This is a genomic window from Xylanibacter oryzae DSM 17970, assembly GCF_000585355.1.
Taxonomy (GTDB): domain Bacteria; phylum Bacteroidota; class Bacteroidia; order Bacteroidales; family Bacteroidaceae; genus Prevotella; species Prevotella oryzae.
Genome location: NZ_KK073873.1, coordinates 2,912,386 through 2,930,115, shown reverse-complemented (window position 1 = coordinate 2,930,115; position 17,730 = coordinate 2,912,386). Strand labels below are relative to the sequence as shown.

At 38.9% G+C, this 17,730-nt stretch carries 12 protein-coding genes; 4 read left to right on the top strand and 8 right to left on the bottom strand.

The window, feature by feature from the left end; translation table 11 throughout:
• Window positions 1–233: 233 nt before the first annotated feature.
• Window positions 234–1,805: a carboxylesterase/lipase family protein gene (locus tag XYLOR_RS11895; protein ID WP_036879876.1), complete on the bottom strand. Its 1,572-nt coding sequence runs from the start codon at window positions 1,803–1,805 to the stop codon at window positions 234–236.
• 351 nt (window positions 1,806–2,156) lie between these two features.
• Between XYLOR_RS11895 and XYLOR_RS11890 the strand changes: the two genes are divergently transcribed.
• From XYLOR_RS11890 to XYLOR_RS11880, 3 genes are all read left to right on the top strand, one after another.
• Entirely contained in the window at window positions 2,157–4,496 is a 2,340-nt protein-coding gene (locus tag XYLOR_RS11890) for a glycoside hydrolase family 3 C-terminal domain-containing protein (RefSeq protein WP_036879874.1), read from the top strand.
• Window positions 4,497–4,533: 37 nt separating this feature from the next.
• On the top strand, window positions 4,534–6,804 hold the full coding sequence (locus XYLOR_RS11885; protein WP_036879872.1) for a TonB-dependent receptor: 2,271 nt from the start codon (window positions 4,534–4,536) through the stop codon (window positions 6,802–6,804).
• A gap of 70 nt (window positions 6,805–6,874) precedes the next feature.
• Entirely contained in the window at window positions 6,875–8,500 is a 1,626-nt protein-coding gene (locus XYLOR_RS11880) for a carboxylesterase/lipase family protein (RefSeq protein ID WP_036879869.1), read from the top strand.
• Between the two features lie 70 nt (window positions 8,501–8,570).
• Here the strand turns inward: XYLOR_RS11880 and XYLOR_RS11875 are convergent, their stop codons facing one another.
• From XYLOR_RS11875 to XYLOR_RS11845, 7 genes are all read right to left on the bottom strand, one after another.
• Window positions 8,571–10,205 carry a DUF6377 domain-containing protein gene (locus XYLOR_RS11875; RefSeq protein ID WP_036879867.1) on the bottom strand — a complete coding sequence of 545 codons (1,635 nt, stop codon included), beginning with the start codon at window positions 10,203–10,205 and terminating at the stop codon, window positions 8,571–8,573.
• 103 nt (window positions 10,206–10,308) lie between these two features.
• The gene (locus XYLOR_RS11870; protein ID WP_036881072.1) at window positions 10,309–11,439 is read right to left on the bottom strand and encodes a glycoside hydrolase family 43 protein; all 1,131 of its coding nucleotides are present in this window, start codon (window positions 11,437–11,439) and stop codon (window positions 10,309–10,311) included.
• A gap of 110 nt (window positions 11,440–11,549) precedes the next feature.
• On the bottom strand, window positions 11,550–13,217 hold the full coding sequence (locus XYLOR_RS11865) for a glycoside hydrolase family 43 protein (protein ID WP_036879864.1): 1,668 nt from the start codon (window positions 13,215–13,217) through the stop codon (window positions 11,550–11,552).
• Between the two features lie 154 nt (window positions 13,218–13,371).
• Complete coding sequence (locus tag XYLOR_RS11860; RefSeq protein WP_036879863.1) at window positions 13,372–13,797, bottom strand: hypothetical protein; 426 nt, start codon at window positions 13,795–13,797, stop codon at window positions 13,372–13,374.
• Window positions 13,798–15,171: 1,374 nt separating this feature from the next.
• The gene (locus tag XYLOR_RS13470; protein WP_084608607.1) at window positions 15,172–15,534 is read right to left on the bottom strand and encodes a DUF4377 domain-containing protein; all 363 of its coding nucleotides are present in this window, start codon (window positions 15,532–15,534) and stop codon (window positions 15,172–15,174) included.
• A 188-nt stretch (window positions 15,535–15,722) separates the two neighbouring features.
• Entirely contained in the window at window positions 15,723–16,157 is a 435-nt protein-coding gene (locus tag XYLOR_RS11850; protein WP_036879861.1) for a hypothetical protein, read from the bottom strand.
• Window positions 16,158–16,284: 127 nt separating this feature from the next.
• Entirely contained in the window at window positions 16,285–16,965 is a 681-nt protein-coding gene (locus tag XYLOR_RS11845; RefSeq protein WP_036879859.1) for a NigD1/NigD2 family lipoprotein, read from the bottom strand.
• Window positions 16,966–17,219: 254 nt separating this feature from the next.
• On the opposite strand from XYLOR_RS11845, the gene XYLOR_RS11840 reads away from it, so the two are divergent.
• Complete coding sequence (locus XYLOR_RS11840; protein ID WP_036879857.1) at window positions 17,220–17,729, top strand: hypothetical protein; 510 nt, start codon at window positions 17,220–17,222, stop codon at window positions 17,727–17,729.
• Window position 17,730 lies beyond the last annotated feature (1 nt).

The following is a 17,730-nucleotide window of genomic DNA, read 5'->3' as shown; positions in this document are numbered from 1 at the left end:
TTTTTGAATTTTATTAATATACTATTTTGAAAAACAATTCTTTATTACATTAGCCGCAATGTTATTTAATTTAGGAGTAAGCGCACAAGATATCTCAATATGTACTCTATAATTAAGGATATCTGCTTACGCTTAATTCCTTCGGGTGTATTATCATACGGAAGCATAAGCCAGGGCAAAACACTGGCCATTACAAAAAACAGATATCAATGGATCATACAGTCACATATAAGTTATTTCTTTCTTTGATTATCAGTTTGCTCCCGTATATATTTATAATATTGATCGATAAGGTTGATTTTATCACGATTAGGTACACTTATGAGAGAAGCGCCATTGCTAAACTGCATCGTACTTTCATTATCTTTATTGAATGTAGGCCAGTAAGGCATTCCTTGAGCATTTGGATTTCCCGTTTTTGCAAAATTTACCCAATAGCGCTGAATAATCTCTGCAAGGGCAGCCTCAACAGGATACTTGTCACTCTGTTTTGTAAATGTGTTGCCTACGTAAAGTAGGTCATCAGCATGAGACACACCGTGACGTTTCTTGTCGCCTATACAACTGAGTTTGGATGGTTGCGCCAGGAATGCAGCATATACAGGCGCTTTACCTGTTTGTGACTGTAAATCCGCCCATGCATAAGATGGCCACGCAAAACCAGTATCACGGAAGAGGTCACCATTGCTAAAGTATGTTTCATCATCATTGTTACCTGGGTATAATTTCAATACATCATCTGTAAAACTACCGAAAGTCTGCTTTACATAGTTTTGGTATGCATCTACAGTCATTGGTCTTGTAAACATGGCACCTTCATCTGAGTTAGTCATGATGATAGCTGCTACATCATTATATTTCCCAAGGCTATAATTACGATACTGGTCATCGGTAATAACATATCCGTCAACACATGGCCAGAAGCCACCGAATCCTACATTGTCTCCTGTGAGAGCAAGTGCATCCATCTTGCGAAGATCTTTCAGCGACTTAGCCTTAAGATGTTTTTGAAATTCAAGTCCCTGTTGCTCTGCTCCTTTTTGAGAGGCATTAACCAAATGACTTTTTCTGGTATCGCTCCATGGACTGAAATATCCACCACTCTGACTTATTACTCCACGGAATAGACCTTTGGCAAGTGGTGAACCGGCTAGGATACTACAGCTAATGGCACCTGCCGACTCTCCGAATATTGTAACTTTTGATGGGTCACCTCCAAAGGCCGCTATATTTCGCTGTACCCATTTCAGTGCAAATATCTGATCAAGAACACCATAGTTGCCTGAATGACCGTCTTTCGATTCTTTTGTCAGTTCGGGATGTGCCATGAAACCAAGGGCTCCGGTACGATACTCTATACTCACGACAACAACACCGCGACGGGCCAAATTTGTCCATAAATCACCACCATAGTATTCTGTAGCAAATCCACCTCCATGTATCCATACCATTACCGGGAGTTTTTCGTCTACGGATGTAGCAGGTGTAGCAATTCCGAGATAAAGGCAATCTTCGCTCATCTTAGGATGACTGCCGTCACGGCGTGATGGCTGAGGTGGCCATGGACCATAGTCATCAGCCTTAAGTACACCTGTCCACGGCTTAGCCGGTTGTGGAGCTCTCCAACGAAGTTTTCCGACTGGTGGAGCTGCATAGGGTATAGCTTTGTAAACAGCCAGATCATTACCGTCGGGAGTTGCCTCTACATCACCTGTCTCTACATGGGTTTTCATTAAAGGACTTTTTTGAGCATAGCCCATTATAAATCCTAACAAAAGTGTAAGTGTTACGATTGAACGTTTCATGATATTATGTTTTTAGATATAATTTATATCTGTTGTTTCGTGATATTAGATGTAATAAAACGCCACAAATTTACAAAAAAATATATGTTATTTAATAATTCTTCAAATCTTATTTTAATATTCTTTGTTAAGATTGTCGATTTTTATAAATAATAACAAAAAAAGCCGAGAGTAAGTTTATCATGTATTTCATAAAAGTTTACTTTATGATATACTTTATATAAACGTAACTTATTTATTATCAGCAATATAAGTTTCACAAGCTACTTACTTTGATGTATTACTCATTGTTTAATCCTGATGAAAACATATTTAACTTTGCAGCAGAAAATCTAATAAATACTTACCAAAATGTTTAAGACTTTGATAATCACTTTTCTGGCCATACCTACATTAGTATGTGCACAGCAACCTCAATTAGGTAAAGACCCTATAGAGAAAGTAATAAATGCAATGACGCTCGACGAGAAACTGGACCTATTAATAGGTTCCGGCGGAAACGTAAAGACAGAGGCATCTGCAACTATCGGAAACTCTTCTGCATTAGTTCAAGGTGCTGCTGGTCAACTCAATGCCATTCCACGTCTCGGAATTCCTAATACGGTACTAGCCGACGGTCCTGCCGGACTTCGTATTCAGCCTAAACGCAATGGAACAGACAAAACGTTCTATTGTACACATTTTCCTATAGAGACTGTGATGAGTTCTACATGGAACTCAAATCTTGTAAGAGCTGTAGGAGCTGCCATTGGCGATGAAGTTAAACACTACGGTGTAGATGTACTTCTTGCCCCTGCAACCAATATACAGCGTAACCCTCTAAATGGACGTAACTTCGAATATTATAGCGAAGACCCCCTATTGGCAGGTAAAATAACCGCTGCCATGATAGATGGTGTTCAGAGCAACGGCGTAGGTACATCTCTTAAACATTTTGCACTAAACAATCAGGAAACAAACCGTACAAACAATAATGTTATTGGCAATCCACGAACATTCCGTGAAATTTATCTAAAACCATTCGAGATAGCTGTTAAAGAGAGCCATCCTTGGACTGTCATGACTTCTTATAACAAGATAAACGGTACATACACAAGCGAACGTGCCGACCTTCTCACTGAGATATTAAGACATGAATGGGGATTTAATGGTATGGTTATGACCGACTGGTATGGTGGACAGCATACTACCATGCAGATGGAGGCCGGCAACGATCTGATCATGCCCGGTAAACTAAGTCAGCGCGAGGAATTGCGTAAAGCGATCCTCAATGGAAATATCTCTATGGAGATCATAGACCGTAACATTAAAAATATCTTGGAATATATCATCAAGACTCCACGTTTCAATGGATATGTAGCAGATAACAATCCTGATCTTGATGCACATGCACAAGTTACCCGCAACGCAGCTATTGAAGGTATGGTACTACTCAAGGATGACAATAAAGCACTTCCTTTTACTTCTAATATAAAGAAACTAGCCGCGTTTGGATTTACTTCTTACGACTTCATAGCAGGCGGTACCGGCTCTGGAGATGTAAATCACGCCTATGTTGTCTCACTTATTGACGGACTTAAGAATGGTGGATTCTCAATAGATTCTTCTATAAAGGATTCTTACGAGAAATACATCCCGGGAGCAAAGGCAAAGATGCCAAAGCCACAGGGACAGTTTGCTGCATTCCTTCCTAAAAAACTCATACCTGAGATGGAACTTTCAAATAGTGAACTTATTAATGCAGCAAAAAATAATGATGCCGCAGTAATAACAATAGGAAAAACATCAGGAGAATTTGGCGACCGTAGCATAAAGACCAACTTCAATCTTACCGATGCAGAGAAGAAGATGATAAATGATGTAACAACAGTATTCCATAAAGAAGGTAAGAAAGTTATCGTTATTCTTAATGTCTGTGGTGTCATTGAGACCCGTAGCTGGATAAGCAAGCCTGATGCAGTACTTATCTCATGGCTTCCAGGTCAGGAGGGTGGTAATTCTGTAGCAGATATACTAGCCGGCAAAGAGAGTCCTTCGGGCCGTCTGCCAATGACTTGGCCGGTAAGTTATAACGACGTACCTTCTAAGAACGACTTTCCTAACCCTGATGAAATAAGCGATGACGACTTGACAAACTCTCTTAAAGGATTCTCGGAAATACGCACACAAGGTTCTAGAAAGAACTTTGATATTACAACTTACAACGATGGCATATATGTAGGTTACCGTTACTATACTACAAAGAACGTTCCTGTTTCATTCCCATTTGGCTATGGTCTGAGCTACACATCTTTCGAATATGGTAAACCTATTGTCAATAAAGACAATAATGGTAATATCAATATAACTGTCAATGTCAAGAACAAAGGCAAAATGGCAGGTAAGGAAGTAGTACAAGTATATGTTTCGGCACCCGGAAAAGATATGGATAAACCTGCAAGAGAACTTAAAGGTTTTGCAAAGACAAAGAGACTGGCTGTTGGCGAAAGTGAGACAGTTACTATAAATATTCCTTATGAGAGTCTTGCTTCGTTCAACGACCAATCTAACTGCTGGCAGGTTGAGAGTGGCATCTATAAAGTGATGGTTGCCAAGAATGCAGCAGACATGAAACCACTGACAACAACTGTTTACGAAGAAGGCAAAATAACCCAAAATGTAAGACCATGCCTCGTAGCAGAACAAAAATAATATCTAATAACACATTACAATCTTATCATTATCTATTATGAAACGTACAAAATTGATTTCATTACTGATGTTGTCGGCGGTAGTTATTCCGGCCACAACAAAAGCTCAGGTGAAAGCTGTAAAAGACACTATTCCTGAGACAAAAGAAGTAAAAAACCGCAATGTGATGCTTAACGCGTCAGCCGACAACCAACCGCGACAGATTTCTATCGGTCTGCCATCCAGTCTGTCGGCATCTATTTACGAAGATGGTCTGCCTGTATCATACAATATCTGGCCATGTCTGCCATTTCTTTATTGGACAGGTACTGCCGAACACGGACGTATGGGACTGCAATCTCTAGGTGAAAGTGCAATAACCAACGGTGCAGTAAATTATGCCGTACTTTCTTACACACGTGAGGGCGGTAATAAGTTTGAAGGTCACGTCAACTACACGACAAACATATTCAATCTGCAACGTTTTGATATGTCTGTAGCCGGACCAATAAAGAACGGATGGAGCTATTCATTCGGTGTGTATGCCAATCTGGATCCGGGTTCGAACAAACTGGCCGACGTGCAGTACTCTACCGACATGAAAATCATTAAGGCCGCTCTTACCAAGACGTTCAACAACAACAGAGGTAAAATGAGCCTTTTCTACAAATATGCTTACACCAAGAGTATGGGCGACAGCTACGGACCATTTATATATAATGGCGACGGTAGTGTCAGTGAGTATAACGGCTTCCGTCTGGGACATGATGGTTTCTTACCTGCTAATGGAAACATTACATATAAGGATGTTGTTACCGGCGAGACAAAGACTTACGACCGCAAAGATGGCATTCATGCCCTAAACAACAGTCTGATATTCAATCTTAACTACAATTTGAATAACGGCATGAACCTTGACGTTCGCTCTAAATATAATTACTCCAACTCATACTATTCTACCCTAGCATTAGCAGGTACAGGTTCAGCTACAGCCACATCAGGATATACATATGCTTACGATAACGGAACTAATAACGCAGGTGATGTATTCACAGGTAAATTCAATAACCGTTATCTACTAAGGGATATCGGTTGGGAACGTGACTGGATGACTACAGCAGAACTTAAAGGCAAAAAAGATGCGGCACACAAATGGCGAATTGGTATGAATTTCTGGTGGAACCGTCAAAGCATATCTGCAAGTACCGGTGTATATGCACACACCGTAGAAGCCAATCCTGTATGGCTCAAGTTTAATGGCAGTCAAGGCTTTGCCCTCAATACCGGTGGCGAATATTACAACTCACACGAAGTAAAGGCTGCCCTTTATGCATCAGACGACTGGCAAGTAACCAAACGTTTATGGCTATCTGCAGGGGTACGCGCAGAATACTATGGATTAGGCGGAACAGATGCTCTTGCTTATCTCAATGCAACAGACAAAACAGCTACTTATCCAAATAATATCCGTACGATAGGCTATAGCATCAACAATGGTACAATGACACACTTCAGCAATAACTGGCTGAACCCTGCTGCCACTATTCAGGGACGTTACACTATCTCTAATGGTTTCGGTCTACTTGCTGAATATGTTTATGCCATGCAGCATCCTAACTCACAGGATTATGCTGGTCCATACATGCCAATCCTTGATCCGGTCAACATTCATTTGGGCCGTGCAGGTTTCTTCTGGAACAAATCTTGGATGAAACTCGTATCTCAGGTTTCAATCATCTCACAGAGCAACTATAAGAGCCGTTCTCAATTCACTAATCCTAACAAGGCATCTGATGTAGTAACCATTCCTATCACAAACAATGTACAGACTATGGGTTGGACCACCGATGTCGTATTGACTCCATTTAAAGGATTTACATTCCATGGACTTCTCACATTACAGGATCCTAAATATAAGAATTTCAATATTACGGCTAACTTCAGTGACGGAACTTCTAAGTCTTACAACTTCAGCAATAAAATTACTACCGGTGTAAGCAAGACTATCATAGAATTAGATCCTAGTTATATGTTTGGTAAGTTCCGTGTATGGGCAAGTTTCAGATATCAGAGCAAGCAATATATCAACAAGACCAATACGCTGTATTTCAACGGTCGCTGGGAGACATTCGGTGGGCTAGACTATAGTGTAAACAAGTTCCTCAGCCTGTCATGCAATGTCATCAATTTCTTCAATCAGAAAGGCGCCAGTGGAAGTATCGGTTCAGCCGACTTAGTAGAAGATGTCTCTGCATACAAGAATTATCTTATGGCCGGAACATACATACGTCCGTTCACTGTTGAGTTCGCAGCACATATTAATTTCTAAATCAACAAAATATCCTCACCCTCAACACGTTATATAATGGTGTTCGGGTGAGGGTTATAAATATACTATTATGAAAAAACAATTCTTTATTACAGTAACCGCAATGTTCCTTACTTTAGGAGCAAGCGCACAAGATGCACCTCAGGTTCAGACCGGGAATGGCATTCTTGAGGGTATCAACGAGTCAGGCATCAAGGTGTTCAAGGGTGTTCCCTTTGCAGCCCCTCCTGTTGGCGACCTCAGATGGAAGGCTCCACAACCTGTACAGAAATGGGACGGTATTCGTAAAGCCGATGAGTTCGGTCCTAACCCTATGCAGGAGAATGTGTTTGGCGATATGATGTTTGGTACCAAGAAGATGAGCGAAGACTGCTTGTATCTTAATATATGGACACCTGCTAAGACTATGGACGAGAAATTACCTGTATTTATATATTTCAATGGTGGCGGACTTATGGCCGGCAGTGGCAGCGAACCACGATACGCAGGTCTGTCAATGGCCCGCAGAGGTATTGTAGCCATCACGGCCAACTATCGTGAAGGCATCTTTGGTTTCTTCGCTCACCCACAGTTGAGCAAAGAAGCATCATACAAGGGTTCGGGCAACTATGGTTTCCTAGACCAGGCTGCAGCCATCAAATGGGTTAAAGATAATATTTCAGCATTCGGCGGCGACCCAGACAGGATTACCATCATGGGCGAATCTGCCGGTTCGATGTCTGTAAGTGCTCTTATGGCATCACCCCTTACAAGAAACCTAATCAGTCAGGCAATGGGTTCAAGTGGTTCTGTACTAGGTTCGAGACCTATTGTCACTCTCAAAGAGGCTGAACAGGCCGGCGTAGAAACGACAAAGAAATTAGGATGCAAGTCTATAAAAGACCTTCGTGCTCTCTCTGCCGACGAACTGATGAAGCGTGCAGCTGTAAAGAGTGTGCCATCGTACAACATAGACAACTACTTCTTTACCGAGCAACCGGCTGAGACTTATGCCAAGGGCGAACAAGCTCAGGTACCATGCCTCATTGGTAACAACTCTTCAGAGATGGTACCTGCATATATTCTGCAAGGCAAACCGGCTACTATTGAGAATCTGAAACCTGTAGTAGAGAAAGCATTCAATGTACCTGCCGACAAACTACTGCCTATGTATGGTATCAATACCGATGCAGATATAATGCAACTTCCGGGTTATCAACTTGCCGGTGATATATTTATTGCTTATTCCACATGGAAATGGATGAATGTACAACAGCAGACATGCACTAAACCGGTATACAGATATATATTCTGTCGCCCACGTCCGGATATGGTAATGAAGAATAAAGAAGCAGGACTCGCAGGAGGCGTACAAGAAAAGAAGTCGGATGCACCTGCAGCACCAAAGATACCTGGAGCTATCCACTCGGCCGACATCGAATACGAAATGGGTAACCTTTCTACCAATAATGTATTTGCATGGAACGCAGACGACTATGCCATATCTAATATATTCGAAAGTTATTATGCCAACTTCATCAAGACAGGCAACCCTAACGGTCTAGGACTTCCTGAGTGGACACCGATCAACGGTCAGGCTGTTGCTCCGGTAATGCAGATAGATGTAAATACACATCTTAAAGCAGATCCTCAGATGGAAAGTAGGTATCAACTAATAGACAGTGGCAGAAGTACAATGAACACAGTAAAAAAATAACGTAACAGTTTTGTTTATTCAGGAAAACAGAAGGACGGCTGTATCGTTACAGCCGCCCTTTATTTATATATCAGTAATACATTTTCTCTATTGTATCTGCGAATTCCTTTTCGTCAATACAAGAGCCATGCCTTATTTTCAACCTGTAGTTATATATCGTCTGTGGCGAATAATGCAGAAAATCCGCGATGTTAACACTCTCTGTAATGCCAAGACTAACCAACGCGTATATACGAAGCTCGGGCGTAAGCACTTCTGGCGAAGCAACAACAATCTTCTTATCCGGCTTCATTAGTTGGTTAAAACGTTCTACAAAGTCAGGATGCAACTGCATGAATGCCTTATCAAACTGCTTATAGAAATCTTGCAGATACTCATCCACCGCAGTAGACGAATTAAGAGATTTCTTTGCATTATCCACCTTTCCGGCTATAAGCATGTTGTATATCCCCCGTTTATATTTCTGAACATCGCTTATATATCTAGAAACCAGAAGATATACATTCATGAAATTATTATTACGCAGCTTAAGTTCATCCTGCAGACGTATATTATTTTCCTTTAGCTGCTGTCTCATTACATCACCTTCTTTGACCAACTCATTCAGTTTGGCGTTCATCTCCTCCACCCTAACAATCATTTCAGCCTGATGATGACGCTTCTTTATGATAAGACTCAGTTCTATAAAAATCACTACCAGCGATAATACCAGCAATGCTATAATTATACCCATGTAAGTAGCCCTTCGCTCCAGAGCAGACTCAAAAGCCTTTGATATAATAGCATGAGCTTTAACGATGTCAAGACTTCTACCCATATCCTTATAAGCCTTGGCATTCTCACTGCACACCATAGCATAATCAAAGGCTCGCTTGCTGTCTTTATTCACATAAGGCGACTCTATAAGATAAATCAGAGACTGTGCTTCGCAGTTGGCCATACTGATATCGTTTATGGCCGAATGTATCAGATAATAGTAATACAAAGTCTTATTCCCATTCTTCTGATAAGATTTGGCAAGAGCCACCTCTATCATAGCGGCCATTATTGAAGGCTGCGGTACCGTCTTAAGTCTTACAAGCATTTTTTCCGGAGCATAATCACCAAATACCATCACACTGTAGTAGTCGTAACTCCACGAACCTTTTGGTAAGTATCTGCTATATTTTGCCCAGCAAAGTTTAGAGTCTATACTATATGGATCGGTCTTATCACCCAGTCCGGCTTTCAGTACACGCATATAATATTCTAAAGCAGCGATTGCATATTTACCCTGCATATTAGGAGAAACCTTCTCTATCGGTCCGCACTCTTGCAACTGAACCCTAGCCAGAGCATACTGTCCCCTGTATATTGATATCAGCAATTCGTCTATTCCCGCCTGTGTAAACAAATCCCATTGCTTCATGTCCGATGCCAGATTCTTGCATCTGTGTGCATAATATAAAGCAGAGTCTACATCAAACTTCTGATATTCATCATACAATCTTTTGCATAACACATATTTGTCGTTATCAAAAGTTGTGGTTTTGAGTGTTCTCTTAAGTTGGTCTATTTCATTCTGATGGTTCTGTATATATACATCACGCTTAGCCACGACAGCATCCAACTGCTGCATGGCAGCCTCGAGATCCACCTTCTGTGCCGCACACAATGATGAAACGAAAAAAGAGAACAATAATAGTTTTATTCTTTGAGCTTCCATAATATAAATTATGGCCCCAAAGATACAAATTTCTGACGAATATCAGATAATTTGCCACAAAATAATACAAAGTTTACATACTAACTGATTGAGAACAGATATCTTATGGTCTCCACTCATCCCTCCACTGTATTACAGGTATACCATTCTTAAAGTCTATTGGAAGCCATATATACCTGGCATCACTTGGATGGTTGGGTCGCCATATATCAGCCATAAAGATAAACTGATCCTTTTTGCCCTTCACCTTCAATACGAAAGTACCCTGACCTCCAAAAGTTGTAGCCGACTTAGGTCCGGTACAAGGATTAGGCAGTTGTGTCCATGGTCCCATTATATTCTTAGCTGTAAACATACGTGCCTCATTAGGAGCCCAACCGGTACATCCGCTTGTTATCATCCAGTAAGTTCCATCTTTCTTGAATATTGCAGGTGCCTCATTCATCTTAGAGGCTGCCACACGCACATATCTGCCCGTATGAGCAGTATAGTCGTCAGACAGTTCTGCTATCTGTAACGTCATGTTATCTTCAGACGAATATATATGATATGCCTTACCATCATCATCAATATATACAGTCTGGTCGCGGGCCATCTGCCCACTCTCCATGTCACGCTTCATAAATAGCCCCTTGACGATAGCGTCATTCCAGGCGGGAGTCCACCACTTCAGAGACATCAGTTCATCGTATTGCGAACATACTGCTGCCGAGTCTGCCTTACTGTAATTCAACGGATAACGTCCCGGATTGACCCTGCCCGACCGTAAGTAGCGATACGGTCCCTCTACTTTATCACTTATAGCTACCCCATAACGGGCAGCCGAATAGTCATGTCCTTTTAACTCCAGATGAAACCACATAACGAATTTACGGGTCTTGGCATTATACACCACTTTAGGACGTTCCAGTATACATCCTCTTACAATATCACTGTTCGGATCATCCGACACAGACAAAGCCACGCCACAATTCTTCCAGTCCAGCAGATTCTTAGAAGAGTAACAAGTAACCCCCACCATAGCCGAACTGGTAGTGTCAGCTTTATGCTCACCAAACCAGTAATAAGTACCCTTATAATTAATTATGCCACCACCGTGTGCATTGATATGCCTACCACTATCGTCCAACCATAATGCTCCCGGACGGAAACTGTCGTTGACATGCTTACCCGCAATCTGTACTGGCAGTAATGCAGATAATAAGAATAATGCAATCGTAAGTGTTGTTCTCATAATTAAAAATTTATCGGTACCTTTTATTATCAAATTATAAATAACAATACGAGCCATCGTCACTCATTAGTAAGAGTTCGATGGCTCATTATTGAAAATAATATTAAAGTTTATTCGTTAGCCGAAGTAGCATAAAGGCCAATACATGCCCCTATGAAACCTCCTGAGCGTCCTGTACTAAGATTGATAGCATCAGTACCCAGTGCAAGAGTCTGCCATGGACCATTGCCCACTGCATAGAAGAAATCATAATATCTTCCGTTACCACTTACCTTAAGTTTTAGTGGTTTCTGTGCATCCTCAGCACTTAGTTTGACAGAAGCTACTGTTACATTTGTTTTCTCTGAGCGCTGCAATGTTATCATCACGTCATTGCCTTTCTTTGTCTTGCCGAACACAAAGTTATATTGTTCGTTCTGCAACAGAGCCAGTCCGGCTAAGTCTTTAGATGAACTAGGCATATAGGTCAATTCGGTTTCTGCAGTGAAAGTAGTATGCTGCTGACGGCAGAAGATAGCTGAAGGAGATTCGCTCTGTGAAATATTTACAGGTTGCGGATCAATTGTAAGTCCGTCAGAACCCAAAGAGTAGAATTTATTCTTAGGATTGCGTAAGAATATCCATCTGATGTTAAGATTATCTGTTCCGAAATTATCTTCATAGCTAAAGTTACCGGTGTTGTAGTTCTCTGTAGGCTGTAGTCCCTTCTTATTATTTACAGTAGGAATAGCCTTACCACTCTCTAGTATTACAGGCCATCCGTTCTTCCATGTTACAGGCAACAGATAGGTATCACGACCTGTGTTATAGAAGTCTTCCTCATAAGGACGGCATCCCAAGAACACTGCCCACCACTGACCGTTAGGAGTCTGAACTATATCAGCATGGCCTGCACTTGATACGAAATCAGGACGATTAGGGTCAAGACCCTGACGCTGTGTCAGAATAGGGTTGCCACTGTAAGACTCGAATGGTCCGAAAGGATTCTTACTACGCAGGATAACCTCAGAATGCCAAGAACCTGTACCACCCTCTGCACACATCAGATAATAGAAGCCATTATACTTGAACATATGCGGTCCTTCTATCCAGATAGGATGATTCTCAAGATGAGTACCACCTCTTAAAATTTCTCTTGATGGTCCTACTGTGCTGTCACCCTTTACGCTGAATTCATGACATACGATAGAACGCTCGCCGACCCAGTCGTGTCCGCCTACAGGTTCATCATTATTTACGATATAAGCCTTGCCGTTATCATCGAAGCAGAACGAAGGGTCTATGCCAACCACATGAGGCAGGATTATAGGTTCGCTCCATCCTTTAGCAGGGTCTTTTGTCTTAACGAAGAAGTTTCCCATTCCCACGTTAGTGGTTATCATATAGAATGTTTTGTTCTTCTTGTTATATGTTATTGCAGGTGCAAATATACCTCCCGACACTTTCTGACGTCCCAGAGGCAGTTGTGACTGACGATCGAGTACAAATCCCATCTGTTTCCAGTTTACCAGATCTTTACTGGTAGAGATTGGCACACCGGGGAAGAAGCTAAAAGATGAATTTACCAAATAATAAGTATCCCCTTTTCTGCATATAGATGGGTCTGGATAGAATCCTGCCATGATAGGATTAAGATACTGATTGTTCCTATCTATTTTTTTATCGAAGCGGCTGTCATTGCCAGTATACTTAAAGTAACTGAAGTCAGCCTTTTGAGCCTTGGCAGCACCAATAGACATAAACATAAGGGCCGTAGCCATTAAAACTTTCTTATTCATTATTTGTAGATTTTGATAATATTAAATCGATGCAAAGTTATAACAATATAATCATACATACAAGTCAATTTATTGCATATTCTTTGCAGAATATAACAAATTGTTTCCTATTTGTATCATTCATGACAAACACCAATAATTATATCTAAATCAGCTACTCTATATACAGATTATTGTCTACAGAACATATTAGTTTATTCTGAAGTTGGATAATATTTTTCGCTTTATCCATATGACGGACAAAATACAATTGAGCCTCTTCTTTACGAAAGTAATAGCTACAGGGAGGATATGTATCTACTAGATTGAAGTTGTTATCGTATACATGCGATACTTTGTCTTTAGTCTTTAACATAAGCAATCTATTTTGAGTTAAGTCAAAGAGTCCGATACGTCTACTATTAAGTTTTTCGCCTTCAGGTATATCATCGCCGAAAGCAATCATCGCAAAGGTACTGTCTTTGCTAATTTTTATGCTCTGCGGGGTATACGGCAGTTTTATGATATCAGCCTTTGCCGTTACGCTAAAGGTTGATATAAAGATTGCGATCAATATGCTATAATACTTTATAATCTTCATTTCAAAAGTCTATTTCTTTAAAAAACACGTTTACAAGTTTGCTGTATATTATTTACTCATTATCATCTGCAAAGATATACAATTTTCTCCATTCGTTAAAAAAAATGCCCCATTTTGCCTCAGATTTTATAGCTAAAAGCCATTTTCGCCGGATATCTTAGTTTCTTTTGGATATTAATCAGATCCGTTTACAAGGGCATTAATAACAGATTCACCTCTTCGTGTCACCATTTTGAATTTTTCCAAAGTAGTTTTTTTATAAATAAGTGTCACTATACCACTTGCCCTTTGTTTATCGAGGTTTCAGGCATTTCTATATACCACAAAATACCACGAAGGTATCACTCGGAGCTATCATTCGACACATCAGGAAGATAGCTTTTAGGCCATTGGAGCTATGCTTTGACAAGGTTGGAACTATGCTTTGACAAGGTTAAAGCTATGCTCCAAGTGGTACTTGAGTGACTTTTTGTGGCATTTATACTGATCATTGCAAAGTTGTATTGTATTAGTATTCAGTTATTTAGTTCACCCAGTGGTAAAGTGGTAGTTATTTTTTTATTTATTCTGCAAAGTGCAGAGACTATTTTTGTTCATTTTATCTACAAATTATGTTTATTGATTTTTCTGCAATAATCGAGTATGAGTCTTTTCTCATGGATTTTATACGTTAATCTTTTTATTTTAATATCAATCTCGTCTATAATTACGGCATTTCACGAATGCTTTGATTAGCTTGTTCGAGGATATCAAAGAGACATTCTTTGTCCTAGATTCGAAAGCTTGTTTGGAGAGTGAAAAATATCTTCTATTAAATTACAAAAATCTGTGGTGATGGTGATGTTTTCTTTTACTGGTACACCAGTACCAGTATTTTCTTTTATCTTGTATTTTGTATCTTGTATCAGTTACGCGCCCGCTCGCGGGCATACCTTATTATGCAACGTTGAAAATGAGTTGGAAGTCATTTCCGAAGATGAGTTGGAAGATGAAATCGTCTTTTTAGCATATTCAGGTCCATTCCCCTATTACTTTTTATCAACTTGCGGCCTATCTGAAGGTAGCCTAATTTCTTCTTTTTCGTACTCTTTATTTGGGTCTAAAAATGCCTTGAGGGGTCTGAGTAGCTCACATGTATCCACTCACTTGCCCATCAAATTCATTAACTTATAACTTTCGATATGGTAACATGCAAATTTTGATGATGCAAAGGTACAAAGGCACAAATAAATAAAAGAACAAAAAAACGACACAGTTTATGTCATTGGACTACATAAATTGTATCGTTTTTTATTGGGTTATTTGAATAGAAATCATATACGAATAACATCTTAATATATTGAGTAAGATATACCCTATATGATTAACATTATGTCAATTATTTTGCTTGGATATTATTTTTAGCAATTCATATCTATCCGTATATCCGTCTGCAGGAGGATTTTCAATAGGCATTATTCTTACAAGCAACTTATATGTAAATCCTTCAGCATACTCAAATCCTTCAATTTTACTTCTACCTATATATAAATCTTGGTTTGTACCTTCTACAAGACACTTCATTACCTGGGCAGAATCATTAGCTCGTCCCGGGGGTCTCACTCCTACCCAAACTAGATTAGGAGATACATCCATAACAACAGTTTTACCATGGTTGTCATCACTACAGGAAAACATCAAAGTTGCTAAAAAGATAACAGCTAGCCCAAACAGTTTTGTAATAAAATTAGATTTCATAACAACAATAATTAATATTAAATAAATATCGAAAAGTTATGAGCACATTTAAAATCTGCGTACATGGCTTTACATTTTTACAAAGATAGTAATTTTATGAAAATATCGTTCTTTTTTATACTAGATTAAAATAATTATCACCCCGCTAATGTAAGCAATATGCAAAACCAACGAGTTTCAGAAACTATTTATATAGGATTCTCAATTATCTCAAAATCTTTATATTTATTGTCAACGACTAGGATAAATATAGGTTGCGTTGAGAATGACTGCTCTTTGCCCCGCCTTAATGTATAGGTCAATCGGAGTTGTTTATCTCTAACTTTCTTTAAAGATACCGGGGCTAGAGTCGTTTGAAAATCTGTTACAGGAAGGACCTTTATAATAACAAAACTTTTTTGAAAGTCAATTTTTGTTGGCTTACCTTTATCACCCATAAATGCAGCCATACCGAATTGTCTGTTAAACTCTTCTTGAGAGGTAATTTTCAGACTGCCTGGCAAAGAAGCATCATTGCGGTGAAAATAGTTATTGGCTTCTGTATAATCCACTGACTTAATAGTTGTGCAAGATGATAAAAAAATCATTGCCATGCAAAATAGAAACACATTCTTTTTGTTCATTGTTTTCTTATTTATATTTACTCTTAAAACAGGTTATACATAGACGCAAACATCTTTACCGCAAATATATTCTATACCTATATTATTATATTATAAGTTAAGTTACTGAAACTCCTGTTATTGGAATTTATTTACGTGTACAATACTTGAATGTTGCACTCTTTACTCCATCGAAAGATTGCCATTTCAAGGTTAGGTCTACTACTTTACCTTTTGTATCGGGTAAGTCGTTTAATCTGAATGCTATAAGACCATCACGCATCACTCCTCTTGTATCACCTGCTGCATTGTGATGTAATTCTATTTCGTATGGATTATTTGTGCTAACTAAATTGATAATATGTTTATTACCATTTCCGAAATAGGTACTAAATCTTAAAGTCAAATATCCATCTTCTACTAGGGTTGTCCAATCTTTTATAATTTCGATAGGATCGTTTCCATATACAGCATTATTCTGGTCGTTCAAGTTTTTGGCCATATTCTTTGTTAAGATAGTATCAACCCAATTAACATAGGCACATTTAGAATAATGTCCTGACTGCCCTTGCGCTATTTGGAAATTAGTTAAGGCTCTCACTTCCTTATTACCATAAGGAGATGTCTTAATATTTGTGGGCAGAATTGTTGTTGAATCATCCAATTGAAAGAAAACATTCCCGTCGGCAGGGTTTGTTTTAATAGTAACCAAAGCATTAGGAAAGTTGACAGAATTATAATAATAATCATTATTTTCTGTACAAGATTGCAAGCATGTTGTTCCCAAAAGAACAATAGCGCCAAATAATAAATAAAATACTTGTTTCATACTAATTTGATTTTTGTTTTCTAAATATTAAATCCGGAAAATGATAAATCTTGCTTGGAATTATTTGAAAAAAAGTTAAAGTTTCTATTTACTTTTTTAATAATAATGCAGCCTTTTCATATAATAAAGCTCTATAATAAAAAAGATGTTTATTCATTAATAGAAATATACTACGAATAAATGTCATTTACCTTTACCTGCATTGTGGGGAAGATGAAAGTGATAACTTCATAATAATTTTATAAACAATCTATATGAAAAAGATTTTAATCAGTTGCATTTTAGTGATTATAACCGGATGTACAACAGAAAAGGCTATAGTAGATAACATTAGAGTATCTGATGTAAACACGTCGGATTGCAAGACGTCTCTATCAAAAAAAGACACTCGCCCAGAGTTTTACGAAAACAATTTTAATAAAAAAACGACCATGAATATAACATTAGGGAATGATGGCATAGCGAGTGCTCAATTTAAAGATGTAAAAGACAATTGTATCATCGGAAAATTTCATGTTAATGCTATATGCAAAGACGCCCAAATTGTATTGATACTATATCCCGAAAAAGATATGCTTACAGATTGCGTATGTCAATATGATGTTGATTTTAAAATAGAGAATATGAATGTTGGCATTTATCAGATGAAGGTGTATCACACAACTTCTGATATGAAAATAAATGAAAAGAATAAAATATATGATGGCGTTATAAGCTTAAAACAAAATGAGCCACTTACATTGACAATAAGTGACTCATTTTGAT